This window comes from Actinoallomurus sp. CA-150999, from assembly GCF_050942425.1.
Lineage (GTDB): Bacteria > Actinomycetota > Actinomycetes > Streptosporangiales > Streptosporangiaceae > Actinoallomurus.
Genome location: NZ_CP192063.1, coordinates 7,630,649 through 7,651,374, shown reverse-complemented (window position 1 = coordinate 7,651,374; position 20,726 = coordinate 7,630,649). Strand labels below are relative to the sequence as shown.

At 71.3% G+C, this 20,726-nt stretch carries 20 protein-coding genes; 8 read left to right on the top strand and 12 right to left on the bottom strand.

The features are described from left to right. Positions 1-2: 2 nt before the first annotated feature. Positions 3-1,019, bottom strand: coding sequence for a sugar ABC transporter substrate-binding protein (locus tag ACQP2O_RS35415; RefSeq protein ID WP_433172817.1), 1,017 nt, complete (start codon positions 1,017-1,019; stop codon positions 3-5). A gap of 175 nt (positions 1,020-1,194) precedes the next feature. Here ACQP2O_RS35415 and ACQP2O_RS35410 point away from each other — a divergent pair, with 175 nt between their 5' ends. Both ACQP2O_RS35410 and ACQP2O_RS35405 read left to right on the top strand, forming a co-directional pair. After that, complete coding sequence (locus ACQP2O_RS35410; protein WP_433172815.1) at positions 1,195-2,235, top strand: LacI family DNA-binding transcriptional regulator; 1,041 nt, start codon at positions 1,195-1,197, stop codon at positions 2,233-2,235. Positions 2,236-2,252: 17 nt separating this feature from the next. After that, positions 2,253-2,546 carry a putative quinol monooxygenase gene (locus tag ACQP2O_RS35405; protein ID WP_433172813.1) on the top strand — a complete coding sequence of 98 codons (294 nt, stop codon included), beginning with the start codon at positions 2,253-2,255 and terminating at the stop codon, positions 2,544-2,546. A 99-nt stretch (positions 2,547-2,645) separates the two neighbouring features. Here the strand turns inward: ACQP2O_RS35405 and ACQP2O_RS35400 are convergent, their stop codons facing one another. The 3 genes from ACQP2O_RS35400 to ACQP2O_RS35390 form a co-directional block, all read right to left on the bottom strand. Further along, positions 2,646-4,091 carry an MFS transporter gene (locus ACQP2O_RS35400; RefSeq protein ID WP_433172811.1) on the bottom strand — a complete coding sequence of 482 codons (1,446 nt, stop codon included), beginning with the start codon at positions 4,089-4,091 and terminating at the stop codon, positions 2,646-2,648. An 86-nt stretch (positions 4,092-4,177) separates the two neighbouring features. Further along, positions 4,178-4,723 (bottom strand): TetR/AcrR family transcriptional regulator, encoded by a 546-nt coding sequence (locus ACQP2O_RS35395; RefSeq protein ID WP_433172809.1) that lies wholly within the window; start codon positions 4,721-4,723, stop codon positions 4,178-4,180. A gap of 245 nt (positions 4,724-4,968) precedes the next feature. Then, entirely contained in the window at positions 4,969-5,973 is a 1,005-nt protein-coding gene (locus tag ACQP2O_RS35390) for a sugar ABC transporter substrate-binding protein (protein ID WP_433172807.1), read from the bottom strand. A 69-nt stretch (positions 5,974-6,042) separates the two neighbouring features. Here ACQP2O_RS35390 and ACQP2O_RS35385 point away from each other — a divergent pair, with 69 nt between their 5' ends. Further along, complete coding sequence (locus ACQP2O_RS35385) at positions 6,043-6,360, top strand: response regulator transcription factor (RefSeq protein ID WP_433172805.1); 318 nt, start codon at positions 6,043-6,045, stop codon at positions 6,358-6,360. A gap of 51 nt (positions 6,361-6,411) precedes the next feature. On the opposite strand, the gene ACQP2O_RS35380 is transcribed toward ACQP2O_RS35385, so the two are convergent. The 5 genes from ACQP2O_RS35380 to ACQP2O_RS35360 all read right to left on the bottom strand — a co-directional run bounded on the left by ACQP2O_RS35380 (position 6,412) and on the right by ACQP2O_RS35360 (position 13,122). Next, positions 6,412-9,654 carry an error-prone DNA polymerase gene (locus ACQP2O_RS35380; RefSeq protein WP_433172803.1) on the bottom strand — a complete coding sequence of 1,081 codons (3,243 nt, stop codon included), beginning with the start codon at positions 9,652-9,654 and terminating at the stop codon, positions 6,412-6,414. Between the two features lie 68 nt (positions 9,655-9,722). Next, positions 9,723-11,300: a DNA polymerase Y family protein gene (locus ACQP2O_RS35375; RefSeq protein ID WP_433172801.1), complete on the bottom strand. Its 1,578-nt coding sequence runs from the start codon at positions 11,298-11,300 to the stop codon at positions 9,723-9,725. A gap of 106 nt (positions 11,301-11,406) precedes the next feature. Next, positions 11,407-12,069 carry a hypothetical protein gene (locus tag ACQP2O_RS35370; protein ID WP_433172799.1) on the bottom strand — a complete coding sequence of 221 codons (663 nt, stop codon included), beginning with the start codon at positions 12,067-12,069 and terminating at the stop codon, positions 11,407-11,409. 152 nt (positions 12,070-12,221) lie between these two features. Continuing rightward, on the bottom strand, positions 12,222-12,728 hold the full coding sequence (locus tag ACQP2O_RS35365) for a hypothetical protein (protein ID WP_433172797.1): 507 nt from the start codon (positions 12,726-12,728) through the stop codon (positions 12,222-12,224). A 103-nt stretch (positions 12,729-12,831) separates the two neighbouring features. Beyond that, positions 12,832-13,122, bottom strand: coding sequence for a transposase (locus tag ACQP2O_RS35360; RefSeq protein WP_433172795.1), 291 nt, complete (start codon positions 13,120-13,122; stop codon positions 12,832-12,834). 5 nt (positions 13,123-13,127) lie between these two features. On the opposite strand from ACQP2O_RS35360, the gene ACQP2O_RS35355 reads away from it, so the two are divergent. The 3 genes from ACQP2O_RS35355 (at position 13,128) to ACQP2O_RS35345 (ending at position 15,421) form a co-directional block, all read left to right on the top strand. Then, on the top strand, positions 13,128-14,405 hold the full coding sequence (locus tag ACQP2O_RS35355) for an RNA-guided endonuclease InsQ/TnpB family protein (protein ID WP_433172793.1): 1,278 nt from the start codon (positions 13,128-13,130) through the stop codon (positions 14,403-14,405). Between the two features lie 86 nt (positions 14,406-14,491). Continuing rightward, on the top strand, positions 14,492-14,980 hold the full coding sequence (locus ACQP2O_RS35350) for an N-acetyltransferase family protein (RefSeq protein WP_433172791.1): 489 nt from the start codon (positions 14,492-14,494) through the stop codon (positions 14,978-14,980). Between the two features lie 63 nt (positions 14,981-15,043). Beyond that, the gene (locus ACQP2O_RS35345) at positions 15,044-15,421 is read left to right on the top strand and encodes a YnfA family protein (protein ID WP_433172789.1); all 378 of its coding nucleotides are present in this window, start codon (positions 15,044-15,046) and stop codon (positions 15,419-15,421) included. A gap of 40 nt (positions 15,422-15,461) precedes the next feature. On the opposite strand, the gene ACQP2O_RS35340 is transcribed toward ACQP2O_RS35345, so the two are convergent. After that, positions 15,462-15,731: a cupin domain-containing protein gene (locus tag ACQP2O_RS35340; RefSeq protein ID WP_433172787.1), complete on the bottom strand. Its 270-nt coding sequence runs from the start codon at positions 15,729-15,731 to the stop codon at positions 15,462-15,464. A 33-nt stretch (positions 15,732-15,764) separates the two neighbouring features. On the opposite strand from ACQP2O_RS35340, the gene ACQP2O_RS35335 reads away from it, so the two are divergent. Further along, positions 15,765-16,268: a MarR family winged helix-turn-helix transcriptional regulator gene (locus ACQP2O_RS35335; RefSeq protein ID WP_433172785.1), complete on the top strand. Its 504-nt coding sequence runs from the start codon at positions 15,765-15,767 to the stop codon at positions 16,266-16,268. Here ACQP2O_RS35335 and ACQP2O_RS35330 read toward each other — a convergent pair. Both ACQP2O_RS35330 and ACQP2O_RS35325 read right to left on the bottom strand, forming a co-directional pair. After that, positions 16,241-17,698, bottom strand: a complete 1,458-nt coding sequence (locus tag ACQP2O_RS35330; protein ID WP_433172783.1) for a sensor histidine kinase — start codon at positions 17,696-17,698, stop codon at positions 16,241-16,243. The two genes, ACQP2O_RS35335 and ACQP2O_RS35330, sit on opposite strands and share 28 nt — an antisense overlap. Beyond that, positions 17,698-18,396 (bottom strand): response regulator transcription factor, encoded by a 699-nt coding sequence (locus tag ACQP2O_RS35325; protein ID WP_433172781.1) that lies wholly within the window; start codon positions 18,394-18,396, stop codon positions 17,698-17,700. The genes ACQP2O_RS35330 and ACQP2O_RS35325 overlap by 1 nt, the downstream gene beginning before the upstream one ends. Positions 18,397-18,506: 110 nt before the next feature. Between ACQP2O_RS35325 and ACQP2O_RS35320 the strand changes: the two genes are divergently transcribed. Beyond that, a complete protein-coding gene (locus ACQP2O_RS35320) occupies positions 18,507-20,657 on the top strand; it encodes an MMPL family transporter (protein WP_433172779.1) in 2,151 nt (716 codons plus the stop codon). Positions 20,658-20,726: the final 69 nt, after the last annotated feature.

Genomic DNA, 20,726 nt, shown 5'->3' with positions numbered 1-20,726 from the left:
GCTCAGCCCCAGCAGTTCGCCAGACCGAACTGGACGTCCTTGGAGTCCACGCCCGGCTGTGCCTTGTTGGTGATCAGGTTGACGCCGGTGTCGGTGTAGCCGCTGGCCTTCTTGCCGCCCTTGGCGAAGTCGACCACCGAGTCCACGCCCTGCGAGGCCATCTTCAGCGGGTACTGCTGCGAGGTGGCCGCGATCTGGCCGGACTGGACCGCCTTGACGCCGGTGCATCCGCCGTCGACGGACACGATCATGACGTTCTTCTCCTTGCCGGCCGACTTCAGGGCGGTGTACGCGCCCAGCGCCGCCGGCTCGTTGATCGTGTAGACGAGGTTGATGTCGGGGGACTTCTGCAGGCAGTTCTCCATCGCGGTCTGGCCCTTGGCCTGGTCGCCCTGGGTGTCCTGCTGGCAGACGACGCTCGGGTCGCCCTGCTTGATGCCGAAGCCCTGCAGGAAGCCGTTGTGGCGCAGCACGCCGACGGTGATACCCGGGGCCAGGTCCAGCATGGCGATCTTGGCGGGCTTGCTGCCGAAGGAGGCCTTGGCGTACTTGCCGATCAGGACGCCGGCGTTGAGGTTGTTGGTGGCGAACAGCGCGTCGACGGCGCTCTGCGGGTCCGGCGGCGTGTCCAGGGCGATGACCTCGATGCCCTTGGCCTTCGCCTTCTCCAGGCTCGGCACGATCGCCTTGGTGTCGCTGGGGGTGATGAGGATGCCCTTGACGCCCGCCGCGATCATGTTCTCGACCGCCGTGACCTGGCTGGCGTTGTCACCGTCGAACTTGCCGGCCGCGGTCATCAGCTTGACGCCCTTGGCCTGGGCCTCTTTCTGCGCGCCCTCCTTCATCTTGACGAAGAAGGGGTTGGTGTCGGTCTTGGTGATGAGGCCGACGGTGACCTCACCGCCGGAACTCGAGCCCTTCGCGCCCTTTCCGCAACCGGCCGCCACGAGGGACAGGGCCGCGATCGCGACGACCACGCCGGTGCGGCGACGGCTCGATGTCCAGATGTCGCGCTTCATCTTGATTCCTCCAACCACGCCGTGGACCGGGCCGCGGCAGGTGACTACTGTTGCCACGAGGTTTCGGAAACGTTTCCCGGAAACGTTTCCAGGAATGTAAGACCTGGGCGTACGGTCTGTCCAGAGCTCCGGCACAATCAGCCGGAGATCGCTATGGGGCGGAGGACGGGGTGCGATGATTCCGGGTGATGAGCCGCGACGCGGCAAGGTGACCATGCGCGACGTCGCGCAGCGGGCGGGCGTCGGGCTCGCGACCGTCTCGCGGGTGATCAACGGCAAGCCCGGAGTGGCGGCCGACCTCATCGAGCGGGTCAACGAGGCGGCCCACGCCCTCGGCTACCGACACGACGTCACCGCCAGCAGCCTGCGACGGGCCGACCGCCGGACCGCGACGATCGCGCTGGTCCTCGAGGACGTCGCCAACCCGTTCTCCTCGGCCCTGCACCGCGCCGTCGAGGACGCCGCCCGCGCCGAGAACATCCTCGTCCTGACCGGCAGCAGCGACGAACACCCCGAACGCGAGCACGAGCTCATCGACAACTTCACCCTCCGCCGGGTCGACGGCCTGATCGTCGTCCCCACGGGCGGCACCGACGGTCAGCTGGACACCGTCCGCCGCCAGGGCACGCCGATCGTCTGCGTCGACCGGCTCGTCGAACTCGACCGCGTCGACACCGTCACCGTCGACAACCGGGAGGGCACCCGCGCCGCCGTCCGGCGCCTGCTCGACCTCGGCCACCGCCGGATCGCGTACCTGGGGGACATGCGGTCGATCTGGACCGCGCGGGAGCGGTACGAGGGCTATCTGGAGGCGCACGCCGGCGTCGGGCGGCCGGTCGACGAACGGCTGGTCCGCCTCGACATCCGCAGTGCCGACGCCGCCGAGCACGCGATCGGCGAGATCCTCACGACCGTCGACGACCCGCCCACGGCCGTCTTCGCCGCCCAGAACCTCCTGACCATCGGCACCTTCCGGGCCCTGGAGCGCCTGGGCCTGCACGGCCGGGTCGCGTTGATCGGCTTCGACGACTTCCCGCTGGCGGACATGCTGCGCCCCGGAGTGTCGGTCGTCTCCCAGGACCCCACCGAGATCGGCCTCATGGCCGCCCGGCTCCTGCTGGGCCGGATCAACGGCGGCGATCACTGGCACGCGCGGCACGCCGTCGTCCCGACCGGCTACATCGCCCGCGGCTCGGGCGAGATCCCGCCGCCCTGACGAGAGGACACCCCACTGTGAACAAGACCCTGCTCGCAGAGTTCACCGCCCGCGAGGGAGCGGAGGCCGAGGTCGCCCGCCTGCTGCTGGACTACGCCCGGAAGGTGCGCGAGGAAGAGGGCAACGTCGCCTTCGACGTCTACACCAAGGCGTCCAGCCCGCGCGCCTACTGGATCTTCGAGGTGTACCGGGACGAGGACGCCTTCCAGGCGCACCTGAAGGCCCCGTACGGCGGTCCGTTCAACGCCGCGCTCGCCCCGCTGATCGAGGAGGACGCCTCGGTGCTGACCTTCCTCGACCCGGTGACCTGACCCCGGCCGGGCCCCGCCCGCGGCGACATCGTCGCTCACGCGGACGGCCGACTTCGCCGATCGCCCTCGCCGGGAGACGAGGGCGATCGGCGAGAATGCTCAGGCGGGCATGCCGGTTTCCGCCTTATGCGTGGTCTGCGCCGTGGCGGGCGCCGGCGGGGTGATCGCGGGCCGGCGCAGGGTGAGGGCGATGGCGACGCCGAGGACGGTGAGGGCGGCTGCGGTGAACCCTGCGGTGCGCAGCCCGGGGACGAGGGCCGGGCCGGTGGTGAGGTGGACGCCGGAGTTGGCGACGGCGACAAGGACCGCGAGGCCGACGGCGGAGCCGATCTGCTGGGTGGTGGAGGCCATCGCCGAGGCGATGCCCTGGTGGCGGGCGTCGATGCCGCTGGTGGCGGCGACGAACATCGCGGTCCAGGCGATTCCCTGGCCGAGACTGAGCAGGACGACGCCGGGCAGCAGGATCGGGTAGCCGCCCGTGGGGGACATCGCCGAGGCCAGCACGGCCATGCCGGCGGCGCCCACGAGCAGGCCGGTGATGATGGTGTTGCGGGGGCCGACCTTGCCGAGGAGCTTCTCGCTCACCTTGGTGCCGACCATGCCCACCAGCGCCGAGGGCAGGAAGGCCAGGCCGGTGGCCAGGGCACTGTAGTGGTGCACGTCCTGCAGATAGACGGTGAAGAAGTAGTACTGGGCGCCGAAGGTTCCCATGAAGACGAAGGTGATGCCCATCGCGGCGACGAGGCTGCGGTTGCGGAACAGGCGCAGCGGCATCAGCGGGTGGGCGGTGCGGGCCTCGATGAGCAGGAACAGTCCGACGAACAGAGCGCCGCCGAGAAGCGCGACGATGGTCTTGGTGGAGGTCCAGCCGGCCGCGGGGCCCTGCACGACGGCGAAGACGAGGGCGGTGAAGCCGATCGTGGCGGTCAGCGCGCCGGCCAGATCGAAGCTGCGGCCCCGCTCGCGGGGCGCGTCCTTGGGGATGATCGACAGGGCGGCGGCCGCGGCACCGAGGGCCAGGGGGACGTTGACGTAGAAGACGGCTTCCCAGCCGAGGTAGTTGGTCAGGATGCCGCCCAGCAGCGAGCCGAGGGCGAGACCGACGGCTCCGGCGCCGCCCCAGATCGCAAGAGCCCGGTTGCGTTCGGTGCCCTCGGCGAAGGTGGTGGCTATCAGGGACAGCGTGGCGGGCAGGAGCAGCGCGCCGCCCAGCCCCTGGACGGCGCGGGCGGCCACGAGCAGCCCGGGCTCGCTGACGAGCCCGCCCACGAGGGAAGCGAGGCCGTACAGGACCAGGGCGCTGGTGAACATGCGGCGGTGGCCGAGCAGGTCGGCGGCCCGGCCGCCCAGCAGCAGGAAACCACCGAAGGCGACCGCGTAGCCGCTGACGATCCACTGCAGGCTGTGCGCGTCGAAGCCGACCTCCCGGCCGATCTCTGGCAGGGCGACGTAAACGATGTTGTAGTCGATGGCGCTGATGAACTGCGCGAACGCCAGTAGGGCCAGCAGAAGCCCGGTGCCGCGGCGCCGTGCGGGATGGGTCATGGGACAAGCCTCTCTATGAAAGCGGTTGACCGCTTACTATCTACTGCGAAAGAAAGGGCCGCCTGGGCGGCCCGGGGATGCCGGCCCTAGGAGCGCAGGGTGCGCGCCCAGGGGGTGTCGATGGAGGTGGCGCCGATCGCGAGGACGACGTTGGCGAGCAGGCCGTCGGCGAAGTAGCGGCGGATCTGCTCGTCGGAGGCGCCCGAGACGGCCCTGACATATTCGATCTGCTTGGCGTAGCAGGCGCGGACCGCCTCGCCGATGATCGGCTCGCTCGCGCTGCAGTTGGCGTGCATGAGGATCATCAGCACGTCTCGGTCGGCGATGACCTCGTCATAGGAGGACCCCAGTGCTGCCAGCACCGCTTCAGGATTAGTGCTGTTCAGCGATGCCGCGGCAGCGGCGGCGGCCTCGCGCATGCGGCCCGAGCAGTACTCGATCAGGGCCGCGAACAGTGTCGCCTTGTCGGGGAACAGGCGGTAGAGGTAGCCCTGTGAGATGCCCGCGGCCTTGGCCACGTCCATCGTCGAGGTCCCGTAGTACCCACGCTCGGCGAAGGTCTTGATGGCCGTGCGCATCACCGTGGCCCGGCGCTCCTCGGCGGTGGAACGCTGCCGTGTCCTGGTCTCCACGTGAGTAACCAACCTCTTCCATGCTGCGGGAGCCGAAGCACCGAACCGCTTGGCCGCATCAGGCGCGGGGTGCGGTGGTGAAACGACCCCCTTTCCCTAGGGCGTCGCTGTCACGCTCTGCGAGACGCGATAGAAGTAATTAACCACTCGCATATGAACCTGTCAACCGACCGCTCGGTAGACCAGCGCCAAGCCCGCGCCGATGGAACCCGGTACGGTGCCCAGGGCGGGCAGTTCCGCGAGGCTCAGCCCCAGCAGTGGGCGAGGCCGAACTGGACGTCCTTGGAGTCCACGCCGGGCTGCGGCCTGTTGGTGATCAGGTTGACGCCGGTGTCGGTGAAGCCGCTGGCCTTCTTGCCGCCCTTGGCGAAGCCGACGATCGCGTCGACGCCTTTGGAGGCCATCTTCAGCGGATACTGCTGTGCGGTCGCGGCGATCTGACCGGCTTGCACGGCCTTGACGCCGGTGCATCCGCCGTCGACCGACACGATCATGACGTTCTTCTCCTTGCCGGCGGCCTTCAGGGCGGTGTACGCGCCGAGCGCGGTCGGTTCGTTGACCGCGTAGACGAGGTTGATGCCGGGGGACTTCCGCAGGCAGTTCTGCATCGCCATCCGCCCACCGGCGGCGTCGCTCAGGGTGTTCTGCTGGCACGCGATCCTCGGGTCGCCCTGCTTGAGCCCGAAGCCCTGCAGGAACCCGTTGTGCCGCAGTGTCCCGACGGTGGAACCGCGTGTCGAGTCCAGCATGGCGATCTTCGCGGGCTTGCTGCCGAAGGAGACCTTGGCGTACTTGCCGATCAGGATGCCGGCCTTGAGGTTGTTCGTGGCGAACAGCGCGTCGACGGCGCTCTGCGGGTCCGGCGGCGTGTCCAGCGCGATGACCTCGATACCCTTCGCCCGCGCCTTCCTGAGGCTGGGCACGATGGCCTTGGTGTCGCTCGGGGTGATGAGGATGCCCTTGACCCCGGACGCGATCATGTTCTCGACCGCCGCGACCTGACTCGGGTTGTCGCCGACGAACTGGCCGGCCGCCGTCATCAGCTTGACGCCCTTGGCCCGCGCCTCCTTCTGGGCCCCCTCCTTCATCTTGACGAAGAAGGGGTTGGTGTCGGTCTTGGTGATCAGGCCGACGGTGATCTCATCGCCGGCGCCGGAGTCCTTGCCGCAACCGGGCGCCACGAGGGACAGGACCGCGATGGCGACGATCACACCGGTGCGGCGGTTCGCCGCTGGGATGTCATGCTTCATCGCGCTTCCCCCCTACTACCGATCGTAGGCGTCCCAGGTGGCACCGTCCGACCGTGGTACTACGCGCCCGTGCTTCTTTCCGCCCGCGGTCCGACGGCCCGGCCCCATTCCGTCCATAGCGTCGGTCGTCACCTGCCGGATCCCGACCGGCCCGGAAACGACGGCGACCCGCGCCTCGCACGCCTCACCGATCGGGAGCGCGAGGTCCTGGTCGCGATCGGGGCCGGCTGGACCAACGCCGAGATCGCCGAACGGCTCGTCCTGGCCGAGTCGACCGTCAAGACCCATATCGGGCGCATCTTCGCCAAGGTCGGAGTCCGTGACCGCGTCCAGGCGGTCATCTTCGCCTACGACACCGGGCTCGTCCGGCCGACGTCCGCCGGATGAGATGGCTCGGTCTGGTGTTGATCTACAATGTAAAGGCCGTGGCCGTCGTGATCAACGGAAGTCGCGGCTGCGGGCCATGGTGGCGACGGGGAGACGCTGCAGGCGGGTGGCGATGAGGTTGGCGGCGCCGTCGTGGCGTTCGAGGCGGCCGTGGATGAGCAGGGCCTGGGCCTGGAAGGCGACGTTGCGGTACCGCTCCCAGATCTGCGGGCGGCACAGGACGTTGAGCATGCCGGTCTCGTCCTCCAGGTTGAAGAAGATCACGCCGTTCGCGGTCCCCGGGCGCTGCCGGTGCGTGACGACCCCGGCGACCAGGATGTTCGTGTCGCCCGGCACGTCCTTCACCGCTCCCAGCGGGACGGCGCCGCGCTCGTCGAGGGCCGCCCTGACGTGCGCGATCGGGTGAGTCTGGGACGTTCCGGTGGCCCACAGGTCGGCGATGGTCTGCTCGATGACGGTCATCGGGGGCAGTTCGGGCGCGGCGGTGCCCGGCGCGGTGCCGGGCAGGTGGTCCGGGCGGGTGTGGGACAGCGCGCCCGCCGCCCACAGCGCCTCGCGGCGGCCGAGCCCGAAGCAGCCGAACGCCCCGGCCGTCGCGAGCGCTTCCAGCGCCGCCGTGGACAGCGGCACCCGGCGCACCAGATCCTCCAGGTCCTCGTACGGCCGGCCGGCGGCGATCCGCTTCGCGGCGTCCTCGCCGAGGTTCCGTACGGCCGACAGGCCGAGGCGGATCGCGGGCTGCGACTCGGCGGGCGCGTGCGGGCGGTCGCCGGCGGGCGTGTACGGCGCCTCCAGCGTCGCCTGGTCGGGACTGGCGTTGACGTCGACGCCGAGGACCCGTACGCCGTGCCGGCGGGCGTCACCGAGCAGCGTCTGCGGGCTGTAGAACCCCATCGGCTGGTTGCGCAGCAGCGCGGCGGTGAACGCCGCCGGATAGTGCCGCTTCAGGTACGCGCTGGCGTACACCAGGTGCGCGAAGCTCTGCGCGTGCGACTCGGGGAACCCGAAGCTGGCGAAGCCGAGGATCTTCTCGTACACATCTTCGGCGATCCCGGCGGGGATGCCGCGCTCGGCCATGCCGCTCAGCAGCCGGTCGCGGAGCCGCTCGACGCGTTCGGGCGCGCGCTTGGCGCTCATCGCCTGCCGCAGCGCGTCGGACTCCGCGGGCGTGAACCCGGCGCAGTCCACGGCGAGCTGCATCATCTGCTCCTGGAACAGCGGCACGCCCATGGTGCGCTCCAGCGCGTTCTTCATCAGCGGGTGCGGGATGTCCGGCGGTTCCTGCCCGTTGCGGCGGCGCAGGTACGGGTGGACCGAACCGCCCTGGATCGGGCCCGGCCGGATCAGCGCGACCTCCACGACGAGGTCGTAGAACGTCTTGGGCTTGAGCCGGGGCAGCGTCGCCATCTGCGCGCGGGACTCGACCTGGAACACCCCGACCGTGTCGGCGTCGCACAGCATCGCGTACACGTCCGGGTCGTCCGGCGGGATGTTGTGCAGGTCGTGGCGCCGTCCGTGGAACTCGCCCACGAGGTCGAACGTGTCGTGCAGCGCCGCCAGCATGCCCAGGCCGAGCAGGTCGAACTTGACCAGGCCGACGGCGGCGCAGTCGTCCTTGTCCCACTGCAGTACGCTGCGGCCCGGCATCCGCGCCCACTCGACCGGGCAGACCTCGCCGATCGGCCGGTCGCAGATGACCATGCCGCCGGAGTGGATGCCGAGGTGGCGGGGGAGCCGTTGCATCCGGTCGGCCAGCGCGGTGACCGCCTCCGGGATGCCGTCCGGTGGCAAGGGTTCGTGGGGTGAGAGCTGGCGGGACCAGGCGTCCTGCTGTCCGGGGGAGAAGCCGAGCGCGCGGGCGGCGTCGCGGACGGCCATCCGTGGCCGATAGGTGATCACGTTGGCGACCTGGGCGGCCCGGTCGCGTCCGTACTTCTCGTAGACGTGCTGGATGACCTCCTCCCGGCGGCGGTGCTCGATGTCCAGGTCGATGTCGGGCGGCCCGTCGCGGCCGGGGGACAGGAATCGCTCGAACAGCAGGTTGTGCTTCACGGCGTCGACGCCGGTGATGCCCAGCGCGAAGCAGACCGCGGAGTTCGCCGCCGACCCGCGGCCCTGGCACAGGATGTCGTTGTCCCGGCAGAACTCCACGATCTCGTGCACGATCAGGAAGTAGCCGGGGAAGCCGAGCTGCTCGATGACGTTCAGCTCCCGCGCGATCTGCCGGTGCGCCCTCGGTGCCTGCCGCCGCGTCCCGTACCGCTCACGCGCCCCTTCGGCGACGAGGTGCCGCAGCCACGTCGCCTCGGTGTGCCCGCCGGGGACGAGCCAGTCCGGCAGGTTCGGCGCCACGAGGTTCAGGTCGAAGACGCAGGAGCGGGCCAGCTCCACCGTCCGCTCCAGCACGCCGGGGAACCGGGCGAGCCGCGTCGCCATCTCCTCGCGCGACCGCAGGTGCGCGGTGCCGGTCGCGGGTAGCCAGGAGTCCATGTCGTCGAGGCTGCGCCGGGCCCGTACGGCGGCGAGCGCCTGGGCGAGCGGGGCGTCCCTCGGCGCGGCGTAGTGCACGTTGTTCGAGGCCACGACGCCGACGCCGGTACGGAGGGCCAGCGCGTACAGGGCGTCGTTGCGCGCGTCGTCGAGGGGCTGGTCGTGGTCGATCAGCTCGGCGAAGACGTTCTCCCGCCCGAACATCTCGATCAGCGTCCGCAGCTCCGCCTCCGGGTCCTCGCCCGCGTGCACCGCGCCCTTGCGGCAGCCGGTGAGGATCACCCAGTGCCCGTCGTGCGCGCTCGCCAGGTCGGCCAGGTCGTAGACGGGCCGGCCCTTCTCTCCGCCGGCGAGCTGCGCCCGGCTGATCGCGGCGCTCAGCCGCCCGTACCCTTCGACGTCGCGGGCCAGGACGAGGAGGTGCCGCCCGCCCGGATCGGGCTCGCCCGGAGCGGCGGCGGGCAGGTCGAGGCTCAGCTCCGCACCGAAGATCGTGCCCACGCCCGTCCCCTTCGCGGCCTCCTTGAGCCGCACGGCCCCGTACATGCCGTCGTGGTCAGTGACGGCCAGCGCCTCCACGCCGAGGCGTACCGCTTCGGCGACCAGCTCTTCCGGGTCGGAGGCGCCGTCGAGGAAGCTGTACGACGAGTGGCAGTGCAGCTCCGCCCATCCCCTCGTACGGCGTGGCAGGCGCGCGGGCGGCGCGGCCGGTTCCGGCGTGGGGTCGCTTGCGGGCGGATGAGAGCCCCAGGAGAGCCGCCGCTCGAACTCCCGCCACGGGATCTGCGGGTTATCCCAGCCCATATCGGCTCCGGTCAGGCATGGCCGGCTCCGGCGCCGCGGGTGTCGGGCGCCTTCTGACGACGTGCAGGTCAGGCATAGTCGGCCTCGATGTACCAGCGGCCGCCTTCGACGACGAGCAGGCGCGCGCCGCCGTCGGCGGTGACGACCTGGAACCGCGCGCGGCGGCGGAACCGCACCGGGTCCCACCAGCGCTCCCGGGCCGGCCACGGGCCCGCCCACGCGGTCACCGGCAGGACGCGCCCGGCGATCTCGATCTGGTGGGGCGGGGCCGAGACCGCGCAGCGGGCGCTCACCGTGACCGGTGCGCCGTCGGCGTCGGTCACGCGGACGGGCGGCGGGTCGGGGTGAACGACCGCCGGCGCCGGGTCGGGGATCCGCCCAGGCCAGTGACCCTCCGAGGAACCCGGTTCGGGCGGGAGGTCGCCGACCGGCACCCGGACGACGCGATCTCCGGGTCCGCGACCGCCCGCGGGGAACGGCCGGGTGATCGCCTGATGGCCGAGCATGGCCTGCACCCGCGCGGTCGCCCGCATGACGCGGTCGGAGAGCGTGACCTGCCCCCACAGTGTCTCCTGCCGCCCCTCGTCGGGGACGAGCTGGTCGGGCAGGAGCCGCAGGAAGACGATGCCGCCGACGCCCTCCTCATCGGGAGAGGTCTCCCAGGAGGACAGCTGCCAGCGGACCCGCTCGGCGACGGCGAGGGCCGACAGCGTCGCGTTCTCACCCCCGTGGCTACGCCCCGCCACCCCCCAGTCGTGCCGCCACAGCCGGGACTGCGTACGCCCGTGGGCGTCCGTCACCTCGACGCCGATCCGTACGCAGGTCAGGGCCTCGGCGGCGAGCGCCTCGTGCAGGCGTTCGGCGAGCGCCTTGGCGGCGAAGACGACCTGCTCGGCCGCTGCTGCGGGCGGGTCGAACTCCGTCGTCACGCTCAGGTCCGTGTGCGGCGGCCGGGGAGCGGGCGGCCGGGCGTCCAGCCCCTGGGCCAGCCGGTGCGCGCGCACCTCGTCGGCGCCGAAGCGGCCCGCCACGTGCCGGGCCGGCAGGGCCGCGAACGCGCCGAGCGTGCGGATGCCGAGCCGGGGCAGCAGGTCGGCGAGCTCCGGCCGGTCGAGGACGGCCACCGGGTACGGCGCGAGGAAGTCCGCGGCCCCGCCTACCGGCACGATCATGCCGCCGTCCGCGGTGCGCGCGGCCAGTTCGGCGGCGAACAGGCCGTCGGCGATCCCCACGCCGCAGTCGAATCCGTGCTCGACCACGGTGTCCTGGACGTGGATCCGCAGCGACTCCTCCGCCGTCTCACGGTCGGCACCGCCGTGGTAGCGGGCCGCGCCCCGCACCGGGATGGCGCAGACGCCGGGGCGTACGACCTCGACCCAGGGGGTGATGGTGGCGACGGCGGCGGCCACCGTCTCGAAGAGCCGCCCCTCGGCGTCGGGATCGCGGTCGCGGACCACCAGATCGGGGCAGTGCCGCTGCGCGTCGCGCAGCCGCTGCCCCCGGCGGACGCCCGCGGCGCGCGCCGCCGCCGAGCACGCCGCGACCCGGGCCTGGACGACCACCGCGCCGGGGGTGCCGGCGTCCAGGCCCACCGCCGTGACCGGCCAGTCCGGGCACCACACGACGAGCACGCGCGGCGCGGTCACCGGTCCACCGCCGGAGCTCGATGAGTCGTGGAGGGACGTGGCGTGCCTCCCATCCGCCGGTTCACCGCCGGAGCCCGATGCGTCGAGGAGGGACATGGCGTTCCCCTCATCCGGCGACGGCCTCCAGCCGCGCCGGTCCCTCGTGCTCGGCGACGGCCACGATGCCGTCCGGTCCGGGCAGCCACAGCCAGACCTGCCGTCCGGGCGCGGCGGAACCCCGCCCGGAGATGGCCACGAGCGCCCGGCGCCCACGTAGGTGCCCGGTGCCGTCCCCGACGCCGGCCCAGTGGCTCTCCTCGACGCGCAGCCGCAGGGCCGCCCCCGCCCACGGGCCGGTCGTGACCAGCGCACACCCGTTGCGCCGCGCCAGCGTGGTCAGCCGCCGGGCCACGTGCGCGGGCGGCTCTTCCGGCGGCCGCACGATGACCATCGCGCAGCCGTCGGTCAGCGCGGCGACCACGTCGGCCCACCGCCGGTCCGGGTCGTCGACGAGCAGGACCCGCATCGGGTCGAGCCCGCCGTCCTCGCCCCCGAACGCCGCGGCGGCGGGGACGTACGCCTCCGGCAGGCCGACGACCGCGCACCACCGGTCCCCGAGCCCGGCTGCCAGCGCGAGGGCCAGAGTGGTCGAGCCGTCCACGCCGGTGACCGTCCCGGGCCGCAGCCCGCCGCCGGGGATCACCGCGCGCAGCGCCGGCAGCACAGGGACCAGGTCAACGCCCGCCAGAGGCGAGAAGCCCTCTGTGACCTGCGACGATAGCTCGCTCACTCGTCAATCATCGAACATTCATTCGACTGAAAGCAAGTCGATCGCCGTGGCGTAATGTCGGTCGTGGTCTGTTGATCGGAACGTTCCAGGGCCGAAGACGCCATGGTCACAACGGATGCGTCAGTGCCGGGATCGGCGAACGAGCGAGGCGATCAGGGAAGTTCGGGAGTGTCCGGGCTCGCGAAGTGGAACGGCACCCCGAAGTGATCGGCCAGCGCCCGGCCGGTCGTCTGGGCCTCTTCCGCCTCGGGCCACGGCGGCACCTGCCCATTGAAGATCCGTATATCTCCTCCGTGGCGGATCTGAGCCAGATCCATCTTCTCCCGTGCTTCCGCGGTGATCGCGGTGAGCACCACGAACCATCCCTGCGTGTCGCCGTCCCATTCCGCCTCGATCGCGACCGGCGGCTGGGGCATCCCCTCCACCTTGGCGATCAACGTGGCCAGGTCCCGGGCGGGCTCCGGGGAGAACTCGATGCGGTCACTCAGCCTTCGGTATCGATCGGCGACGAGCAGTTGTGCGTCCAGGAGGCTCGGCCGGGGTTCGAGTCCGGAGTTGAAGATCGCTGCGATGGCCTCGAACCGGCGATCGCGCAGCACCAGGGCGTCGACCTGATCGCGCAGCGTGGCGGGCAACTCGGCCCACCGGTAGGTCTCCATGGCGGTATTCAACCGGCTTCTAACGAGGAATCCCGGCCCTTTGGGGCCGGGGGAATTGCTTCTGTTGTGGGCGGCGCGTTAGCGCCGCCTGCGGGTTGGTTGGTCAGTCGGGTCGTTTCTGGCTCTCGATGTATTCGGCGATGATCGCCAGGGTGCGCCGCCGCAGGAGGCGGCGAAGTAGGGACGGAGACCACAGGCGACCGCCCCACAGGTGCTTCGACAGGTGGGCGTGGCATTCCTGCCTGAAGTGGCAGACGTCCGACGCCTTGGGGCTGTTGACCAGGCGGGGCAGGGCGATCTTGGGCGGGTAGTGCACGAGCAGGTGGGCGTGGTCGGTTTCGCTGTTGAATTCGTGGAGTTCACACCCGATGTCGGTGCGTGCTTGTAGGGTCACTGATTGTGAAGCTGGTGGTGCAGGTGAAGCTGCTGCCATCGCCGGAGCAGGCGGCGGCGCTGGCGGCGACCCTGCCCCTATGCAACGCCGCAGCGAATGAGGTGTCGGCGATCGCGTTCAAGCAGGGCGTGTTCGCCCGGCAGAAGCTGCAAAAACTCGTCTACGCAGAATTGAAAGCACGAGGGCTGTCGGCGCAGCCCGCACTGCATGTGATCCGTAAGGTCGCCGACGCCTACACCACCCTGCACGCCCAGATCGATGCGGGCCTGCTGGGGGACGAACATTCACCCCGGCGCCGCAAAACAGAATCCAAGCCCATCACCTTCCGAGCCGATGGAGCGCAGCCGTTCGATGACCGGTGCCTGTCGTGGCAGATGGACGCCCGCACCATCTCGATCTGGACCGCCTCGGGCCGGGTCCAGGGCCTCGCCTTTACGGGCGAGCCCGGGCAGGTGAAGTTCCTGGCGGCCCACCGCAAGGGCGAGAGTGATCTGGTGCACCGCGACGGGATGTGGTTCCTGATCGCGACGTGTGAGGTCGAGGAAGCCCCGCAGTTCGAACCGGCCGATTGGATCGGGGTGGATCGGGGGATCGTGAACCTGGCCACCACCTCCGACGGGGACAACCACCAGGGCAAGGGCTTGGCGCGGTATCGCAGGCGCCAGGCCCGGTTGCGTGCCGAACTGCAGGCCAAGAAAGCCGCCGGGAGCCGGTCGGCGGCCCGCCGTCTGGCCCGCCGGTCAGCGCGGGAGGCCCGGCACGCCGCCAATGAGAACCATAAGATTAGTAAGAGCATCGTGGCCGATGCCCAACGCACCGGACGCGGTATCGCACTCGAGGAATTGAGTGGGATACGCGATCGGGTACGGCTCAGGCGGCACCAGCGGGCCACGCTCTCTACCTGGCCCTTCCAGCAACTCGGTGAGTTCATTCAGTACAAGGCTCTGCGGGCCGGGGTGCCGTTCGTGGAAGTGGATCCGGCCTACACCTCCCAAAGGTGTCCCGTGCCGTGGTGTGGGCACACTATGCGGGCAAACCGGCCTGATCGGGACACTTTTTGTTGTCGTCGGTGTGGGCTCGCTGGCCCCGCCGACGTCATCGCCGCCACCAACATCCGGAGACGGGCGTGCGTGGCGTGGGCATTCGTCAGCATGCCCGTCCCCAACCCTGAAACCAAGGGGAAGGGAGATGCGACCCCGGCACGACGGCCAGCCGCGACGGGGAGCGCGACAAGGCGTGAACGCCCGAGCCCCAAGCCCGGCCGTCCACGGCCAAGAAGCTGACTCCTGCCGACGGCGTCGCCGACGCTCAGGTGGCCGCGCAGGAAAATCGGCTCGTGGAGATGGGGATCGTCCGGCAGCATGACCGCATGCTGATCAGGGAGGCCTCCGCGGATGACTGGCCTGCCATCTGGCCGTTCTTCCATCACATCGTCGCCGCGGGCGAGACGTTCACCTACCCCGTCGACCTGGGCGAAGCGCAGGGCCGCGAGTGGTGGATCCTGCCGCCGCCGAACCGTACGGTCGTCGCCGTCGACGACGCCGGCACCGTCCTGGGCACCGCCAAGATGAACAACAACCAGTGGGGGAACGGCTCGCACGTCGCCAGCGCCAGCTACATGGTCGATCCGGCGTATTCCGGGCGCGGCGTCGGCCGGGCGCTGTGCGCGTACACCCTGGATTGGGCACGTGCGGCGGGCTTTCGCGCGATGCAGTTCAACGCGGTCGTGGAGACGAACACGCCCGCGGTGGCGCTCTACCGCTCACTCGGCTTCGAGGTCGTCGGAACGGTGCCACGAGGCTTCCGGCATCCGGCGAAGGGATACGTCGGGCTGTACATCATGCACCGCGCGCTATGACGGCCCCGGCCGACTGGGACCGTCGGCCAGGGTGAGCGCCGCCGGTCGTGCGGGAGAATCGACATGGTTCGCCACCTCGGATCCGCTTGGAAGGACCTGTTCGCCGTGCTCGTCGCCCGTTCCATCGCGCTATTCGTCACCGCTGCGCTGTTCGAGATCGGCGGGGCGTGGCTGGTGTGGCAGGGAGTGCGCGAGCACCGCGGCTGGCTCTGGGCCGGCGCGGGTGTCGTCGCGCTGGGCCTGTACGGGTTCGTGGCCACCTTCCAGCCCGACGCGCACTTCGGGCGCGTTCTCGCCGCGTACGGCGGGGTCTTCGTCGCCGGGTCGCTGGTCTGGGGCGTGGTGGCCGACGGATACCGTCCCGACCGCTTCGACATCATCGGCGCGCTGATCTGCCTGGCCGGGATGGCCGTCATCATGTATGCCCCCAGGGGCCACTGAAGCCCGGCCGCCGCGCCTGGGCGGTGGCCAGGCGCGAGGCTCAGGCGAAGAAGCTGTCGTGCTCGAGGAAGAACCGCGCCCGCTCCTCGTCGTTCAGGTCGCCGAGTTCGGTGATGCCTTCGAAGTAGCCCTCGCGGTCCGCGCCGGGGGCGAACAGCATCAGTAGCGAGGTGGGCGCGCCGGACTCGTTGCGGAAGGCGTGCAGTCCGCCCGGCGGAACGTACAGGAAGTCGCCGGGGTTCGCGTCGATCCAGTGGTCGCCGTCGAACAGCCGCATGGTCCCGGACAGGATGAAGAACGACTCGGACATCGACCGGTGGAAGTGGTGCGACGAGGAGTCACCGTGGCGGACTCGGTCTCCGTCGTGCTCGACCAGTGGCGTCGGGCGCGTCCTGACCTCGACGTGTCCCCGATCGGTACGGTCGGCAGGCTCATGCGGCTGTCCCGCCTGTGGGACAAGGCGATCAAGGACTTCCTGGCCGAGCACGGGCTGGAATCCGGCGAGTTCGACGTGCTCTCCACGTTGCGCCGGTCCGGTCCGCCGTACGAGCTGACGGCCGGCGCGTTCCTCAAGGCCTCCCTGGTGACCTCGGGCGCGATCACCCTGCGCACCGACCGGATGATCGCCAAGGGCCTGGTCGAGCGGGTCCGAGACGACGTCGACCGCCGGGTCGTCAAGATCCGTCTCACCGAGCACGGCCTCCAAATGATCGACGGGCTGCTCCCGCTTCACCTGGCCAACGAGGCACGCCTGCTTCAGGGCCTGGACGGCGCCGAGCTCGAACACCTCACGGCCCTGCTGTCGTCGCTCCTGGAGTCCTACGGCGACGTCGCGGACAGGTCCTGACGCGCCGGCGGACCATCGCCCGGGGCGCGGGGGAGGCGGACCGTGAACGTCGTGCCCTCGTCCGGCTCGGACGTGACGGCGACAGTGCCGCCGTGCGCCTCGGTGACGGCCGCGACGATGGACAGGCCGAGGCCGGCGCCGCCGTGTTCGCGGGAGCGGGACCGGTCGGTCCGGTAGAAGCGTTCGAAGACCCGCTCGCACTGGTCCTCGGTGAGGCCGGGGCCGTGGTCGATCACGGCGATCTCCACCTGGTCGTCGGCGACGCCGATCCGTACCGTGGCCGGGGTGCCCGCTGGCGTGTGCCGCCGTACGTTGGCGAGCAGGTTGTCGAGGACCTGGCGCAGGCGCATCGCGTCGCCGAGCACCACGGCCTCGTCCGCCGTCTCCAGATCGATCGGCCGGTCGGGTTCGACGGCGCGGGTGCCGGCCACGGCGTCGACCGCGAGCCGGGTCAGGTCGACCGGCTCGCGTTCGAGGGGGCGTCCCTGGTCGAGCCGGGCCAGGAGGAGGAGTTCGTCGACGAGCGACCCCATGCGCTCGGCCTCCGCCTCGATGCGGGCCATCGTCTTGGCGAGGTCGTCGGGGCGTTCGGCCGCCCCGCGGCGGAACAGCTCGGCGTATCCCCGGACGGTCGCGACCGGCGTGCGCAACTCGTGGGAGGCGTCGGCGATGAACCGCCGCAGCCGTTCCTCGGACGCCTCACGCTCCCGGAACGCCGTCTCGATCTGGCCGAGCATGTCGTTCAGCGCCTCGCCGAGGCGCCCGACCTCGGTGCGCGGCTCGGCGCGCCGTACGCGGCGGGACAGGTCGCCGGCGCCGATCGCGCGCGCCGTGACGCTGATCTCCTCCAGCGGGCGCAGCCCCCGGCGGATGGCCCTGGCCGCGAGGAGGGCCACCGCGGCCAGGGCGAGGGACGAGACGACGATCTCGACCCTGGCCAGGTGCCTGATCGCACTGTCGGCGTCCTTGGTGGGGGTGCCGATGAGCAGGATCCGGCCGTTGGCGAGCCGGGAGACGCGGATCCGCCAGTCGGCCGTGGCGTGCAGGCCGCCGACCTTGTAGATCCGCGCGCCGTCGGGGTTCCGCGTCGTCACGGCAGCGGGAGTGGGGTGCGGCGGCAGGGGCGGCCGGTCCACCGCGGCCAGCGTCTGGACGACCTGGCCGTCCGCCGCGCGGATCTGCATGAAGGACGGGATCGTGCCGCTGGCGGCCAGTGCCTGGGCCACCCACGCGCCGTTCGGGCCCACCCGTACGGGGTCGGTGCGCACCCCGAACGCCGCCTCCATCGCCATACCGACCACGTTGAGCTGCCGGTCGGTCCGGCGGACGATGTCGTGCCGCAGAGCCGCGAAGCTGCCCACCGCGGCGACCGCGAGGCCGGCCGCGAGCAGGACGAGCAGGGTGAGGATGAGCCGTCGCCGCAGGGACATCACGACGCCCGGGGCAGGCGAAGGACGTACCCGATGCGCGGCACCGTGTGGATCAACGGGGGATCGACGGCGTCGACCTTGCGGCGCAGGTAGCTGATGTAGGTCTGGACGACGCTGTCGTTGCCGCCGAAGTCGTAGTCCCAGACGTGGTCGAGGATCTGCCGCTTCGACAGCACCCGCCCGGCGTTGATGACGAGGTACCGCAGCAGCTTGAACTCGGTCGGCGTGAGCTCGAGCGGCGTGCCGCCCCGGGAGACCTGGTAGGCGTCCTCGTCGATCTCCAGGTCGGCGAAGGCGAGCCGCGCCGAGGCGGCGTCGGGGCGGCTCGTGCGGCGCAGTACGGCGCGGATCCGGGCGATGAGCTCCTCCAGGCTGAACGGCTTGGTGACGTAGTCGTCGCCGCCGACGGTCAGTCCGGCGATCTTGTCCTCGGTGGCGTCACGGGCGGTCAGGAACACCACCGGGGCGTCACAGCCGTCCCGGCGCAGCCTGCGGCAGGTGTCGATACCGGAGCCGTCCGGCAGCATCACGTCGAGCACGATGAGGTCCGGCCGGAACGCCGTGACCTGGGCGATGGCCTCGGCGCCCGTACCCGCCACGGCCGGCTCGAATCCCTCGTACCGCAGCGCCGTCGCGACCAGGTCGGCGAGGTAGGGCTCGTCGTCGACGACGAGCACCCGGATGGTGGGGTCCGTCACGGAGCCCAGTCTCGCGCGTCGTTCTGTGAGAATCCTGTGAGAATCCTGTGACAGGGAACTCCCAGAACGGGCACACGGCGTCCGAAGAGCGGGCTGCTGTCCTGGCCCGCATGGAAAGATTCTCCGGCTTCGTGCTGCGTCACAAGCTCGCCGTGACGCTCACCTGGCTCGCGCTCACCGTCGCGGGCGTGCTCGCGACGACGCAGATCGGAGGGCGGCTCGCGAAGCAGAACACCATGCCGGGCCGGCCCTCGTACGAGACGAACGCGGCGATCGCGCGGACGTACGGCACCGGTGGGAACGGCGACCCCCTCGTGCCGGTGATCGTCCTGCCCGCGGGGCGGACCGTCGACTCGCCCGGCGTCCGCGCTCAGGTCGGCCGGGCCTTCACGGCGGCGGCCACGGCCGTGCACGGGCGCGCGGTCTCCTACGCCGACACCGGCGACCGGCGTCTCGTGGGGCGTGACGCCCGGACGACCTTCGGCTTCGTGTACACGCCGGCCGGGAACGGCGGGATGCGCGCCACCGCGCCGACCGCGCCCGTCACGGCGGCGATGCGCGCGGCACTGCCTTCCGGCGCCACCCTTCGCGTCACCGGGATGCGGCCGCTGGAGTCCGGCGGCGGTGGGTCGGGTCGTGGCGTCAGCGTCTTTTCCGAGACACTCGTCGGCGGGCTGGGCGCGCTCGCCGTGCTCGCGTTCGTCTTCGGCTCGCTGCTGGCCCTCGTGCCGCTGCTCATCGCCGCCTGTTCGATCCTGACGTCGTTCCTCGTCGTCTACGGGCTCACGGCGGTCACCGACGTGAGCGTGATCGTCCAGTTCATCGTCGCGCTGATCGGCCTGGGCGTGGCCATCGACTACTCGCTGCTGCTGGTGACGCGCTGGCGGGAGGAACAGGCCGCCGGGCATCAGGGCGACGAGGCGGTGCGCCGGGCGATGGCGACGGCCGGGCGCGCCATCGTGTTCAGCGGCGGAGCGGTCGCGATCGGGCTGGTCGCGATGGTCGTCCTCCCGGTGCCGTTCCTGCGCAGCGTCGGGTACGGCGGGATCATCATCCCGGTGGTGAGCGTGGTCGCCGTCCTCACGCTGCTGCCGGTGCTGCTGGCGAGGTTCGGGTCGCGGATCGACCGGCCGCGGCTGCGCCGGGGCGGCGGGGCCGGGCGCGGCTGGACCGCCTGGGCGCGCGGCGTTATCCGGTTCCGGTGGGCGGCGGTCGCGGTCTCCGGCGCCTTCCTCGGCGTCCTCGCCCTCGCGGCCCTCGGCCTGCACCTGGGCGACGCCGAGAGCGACGCCCTCGCCTCGTCCGGGCCCGCGTACGAGGGCCGGGCCGCCCTGGTACGTGCCGGAGTGCCGACCGGAGTCCTCACCCCGATCGACGTCCTGGTGCCCCGGGGCGGCGACCCGGAGGCGACGGCGGTGCGGCTCGCCCGGGTTCCGGGCGTCGTCACGGCGGTCGCCCCGGACACGCCCGCCTGGCGGCGCGACGGCACGGCCCTGGTCACGGTGGTCCCCGCCGCCGAGGGCGGATCCGCCTCCGGGAAGGACACGGCCCGCCGCGTCCGCGCCGCGGTGCCCGCCGGCACCGGCGTCGGCGGCACGGCCGCGATCGGCGTCGACTTCGCCGAGGCGGTGTACGGGGCGTTCCCGCTCATGCTCACGCTGATCGCGCTGGCGACGTTCGTGCTGCTCGCCCGGGCGTTCCGGTCGCTGCTGCTGCCACTGAAGGCGGTGCTGCTCAACCTGCTGTCGCTGGCCGCGATCCTCGGCACGATGGTCCTGGTCTGGCAGGACGGCTACGGGTCGAAGCCGATCTGGGGGATCGCGGCGACCGGCTCGATCACGGAGTTCGTACCCGTCATGGTCTTCGCGTTCCTGTACGGGCTGTCCATGGACTACGAGGTCTTCATCCTGGCGCGGATGCGGGAGGAGTACGACCGGACCGGGTCGACGCGGACCGCCGTCGTCGAGGGCATCGGCCGCACCGGACGGCTGGTGACCAGCGCGGCGCTCATCCTCTTCCTCGCCTTCGCCTCGCTGGCCTCCGCGCCGATGACGGACCTCAAGGTGTTCGCGACCGGCCTCGGCCTCGGCGTCCTCCTGGACGCGACGGTCATCCGCGCGTTGCTGGTGCCCGCCCTCGTGTCGCTGTTCGGCCGCTGGAACTGGTGGCTGCCCGGCTGGACGGCCCGCGTGCTCCGCGTCCGCCCCGCCCCGCTCCCACCCGAACCCGCACGCGAGCCGGTGGCGGTCGGTCGGCCCTGACCAGGGCGTGGACCGGATGGGTCGTTGGTTCGGCGGGTCGTTGGTCCGGCGCCGCGACCGCGCCGTCGG

Bases quoted from the DNA above. Each gene is read 5' to 3' on its own strand.
- ACQP2O_RS35390 (WP_433172807.1), bottom strand. From the start codon at position 5,973: ATGAAGCATGACATCCCAGCGGCGAACCGCCGCACCGGTGTGATCGTC.
- ACQP2O_RS35330 (WP_433172783.1), bottom strand. From the start codon at position 17,698: ATGTCCCTGCGGCGACGGCTCATCCTCACCCTGCTCGTCCTGCTCGCG.
- ACQP2O_RS35340 (WP_433172787.1), bottom strand. From the start codon at position 15,731: ATGTCCGAGTCGTTCTTCATCCTGTCCGGGACCATGCGGCTGTTCGAC.
- ACQP2O_RS35320 (WP_433172779.1), top strand. From the start codon at position 18,507: ATGGAAAGATTCTCCGGCTTCGTGCTGCGTCACAAGCTCGCCGTGACG.
- ACQP2O_RS35400 (WP_433172811.1), bottom strand. From the start codon at position 4,091: ATGACCCATCCCGCACGGCGCCGCGGCACCGGGCTTCTGCTGGCCCTA.
- ACQP2O_RS35415 (WP_433172817.1), bottom strand. From the start codon at position 1,019: ATGAAGCGCGACATCTGGACATCGAGCCGTCGCCGCACCGGCGTGGTC.
- ACQP2O_RS35350 (WP_433172791.1), top strand. From the start codon at position 14,492: ATGCTGATCAGGGAGGCCTCCGCGGATGACTGGCCTGCCATCTGGCCG.
- ACQP2O_RS35365 (WP_433172797.1), bottom strand. From the start codon at position 12,728: ATGGAGACCTACCGGTGGGCCGAGTTGCCCGCCACGCTGCGCGATCAG.
- ACQP2O_RS35380 (WP_433172803.1), bottom strand. From the start codon at position 9,654: ATGGGCTGGGATAACCCGCAGATCCCGTGGCGGGAGTTCGAGCGGCGG.
- ACQP2O_RS35345 (WP_433172789.1), top strand. From the start codon at position 15,044: ATGGTTCGCCACCTCGGATCCGCTTGGAAGGACCTGTTCGCCGTGCTC.
- ACQP2O_RS35410 (WP_433172815.1), top strand. From the start codon at position 1,195: ATGATTCCGGGTGATGAGCCGCGACGCGGCAAGGTGACCATGCGCGAC.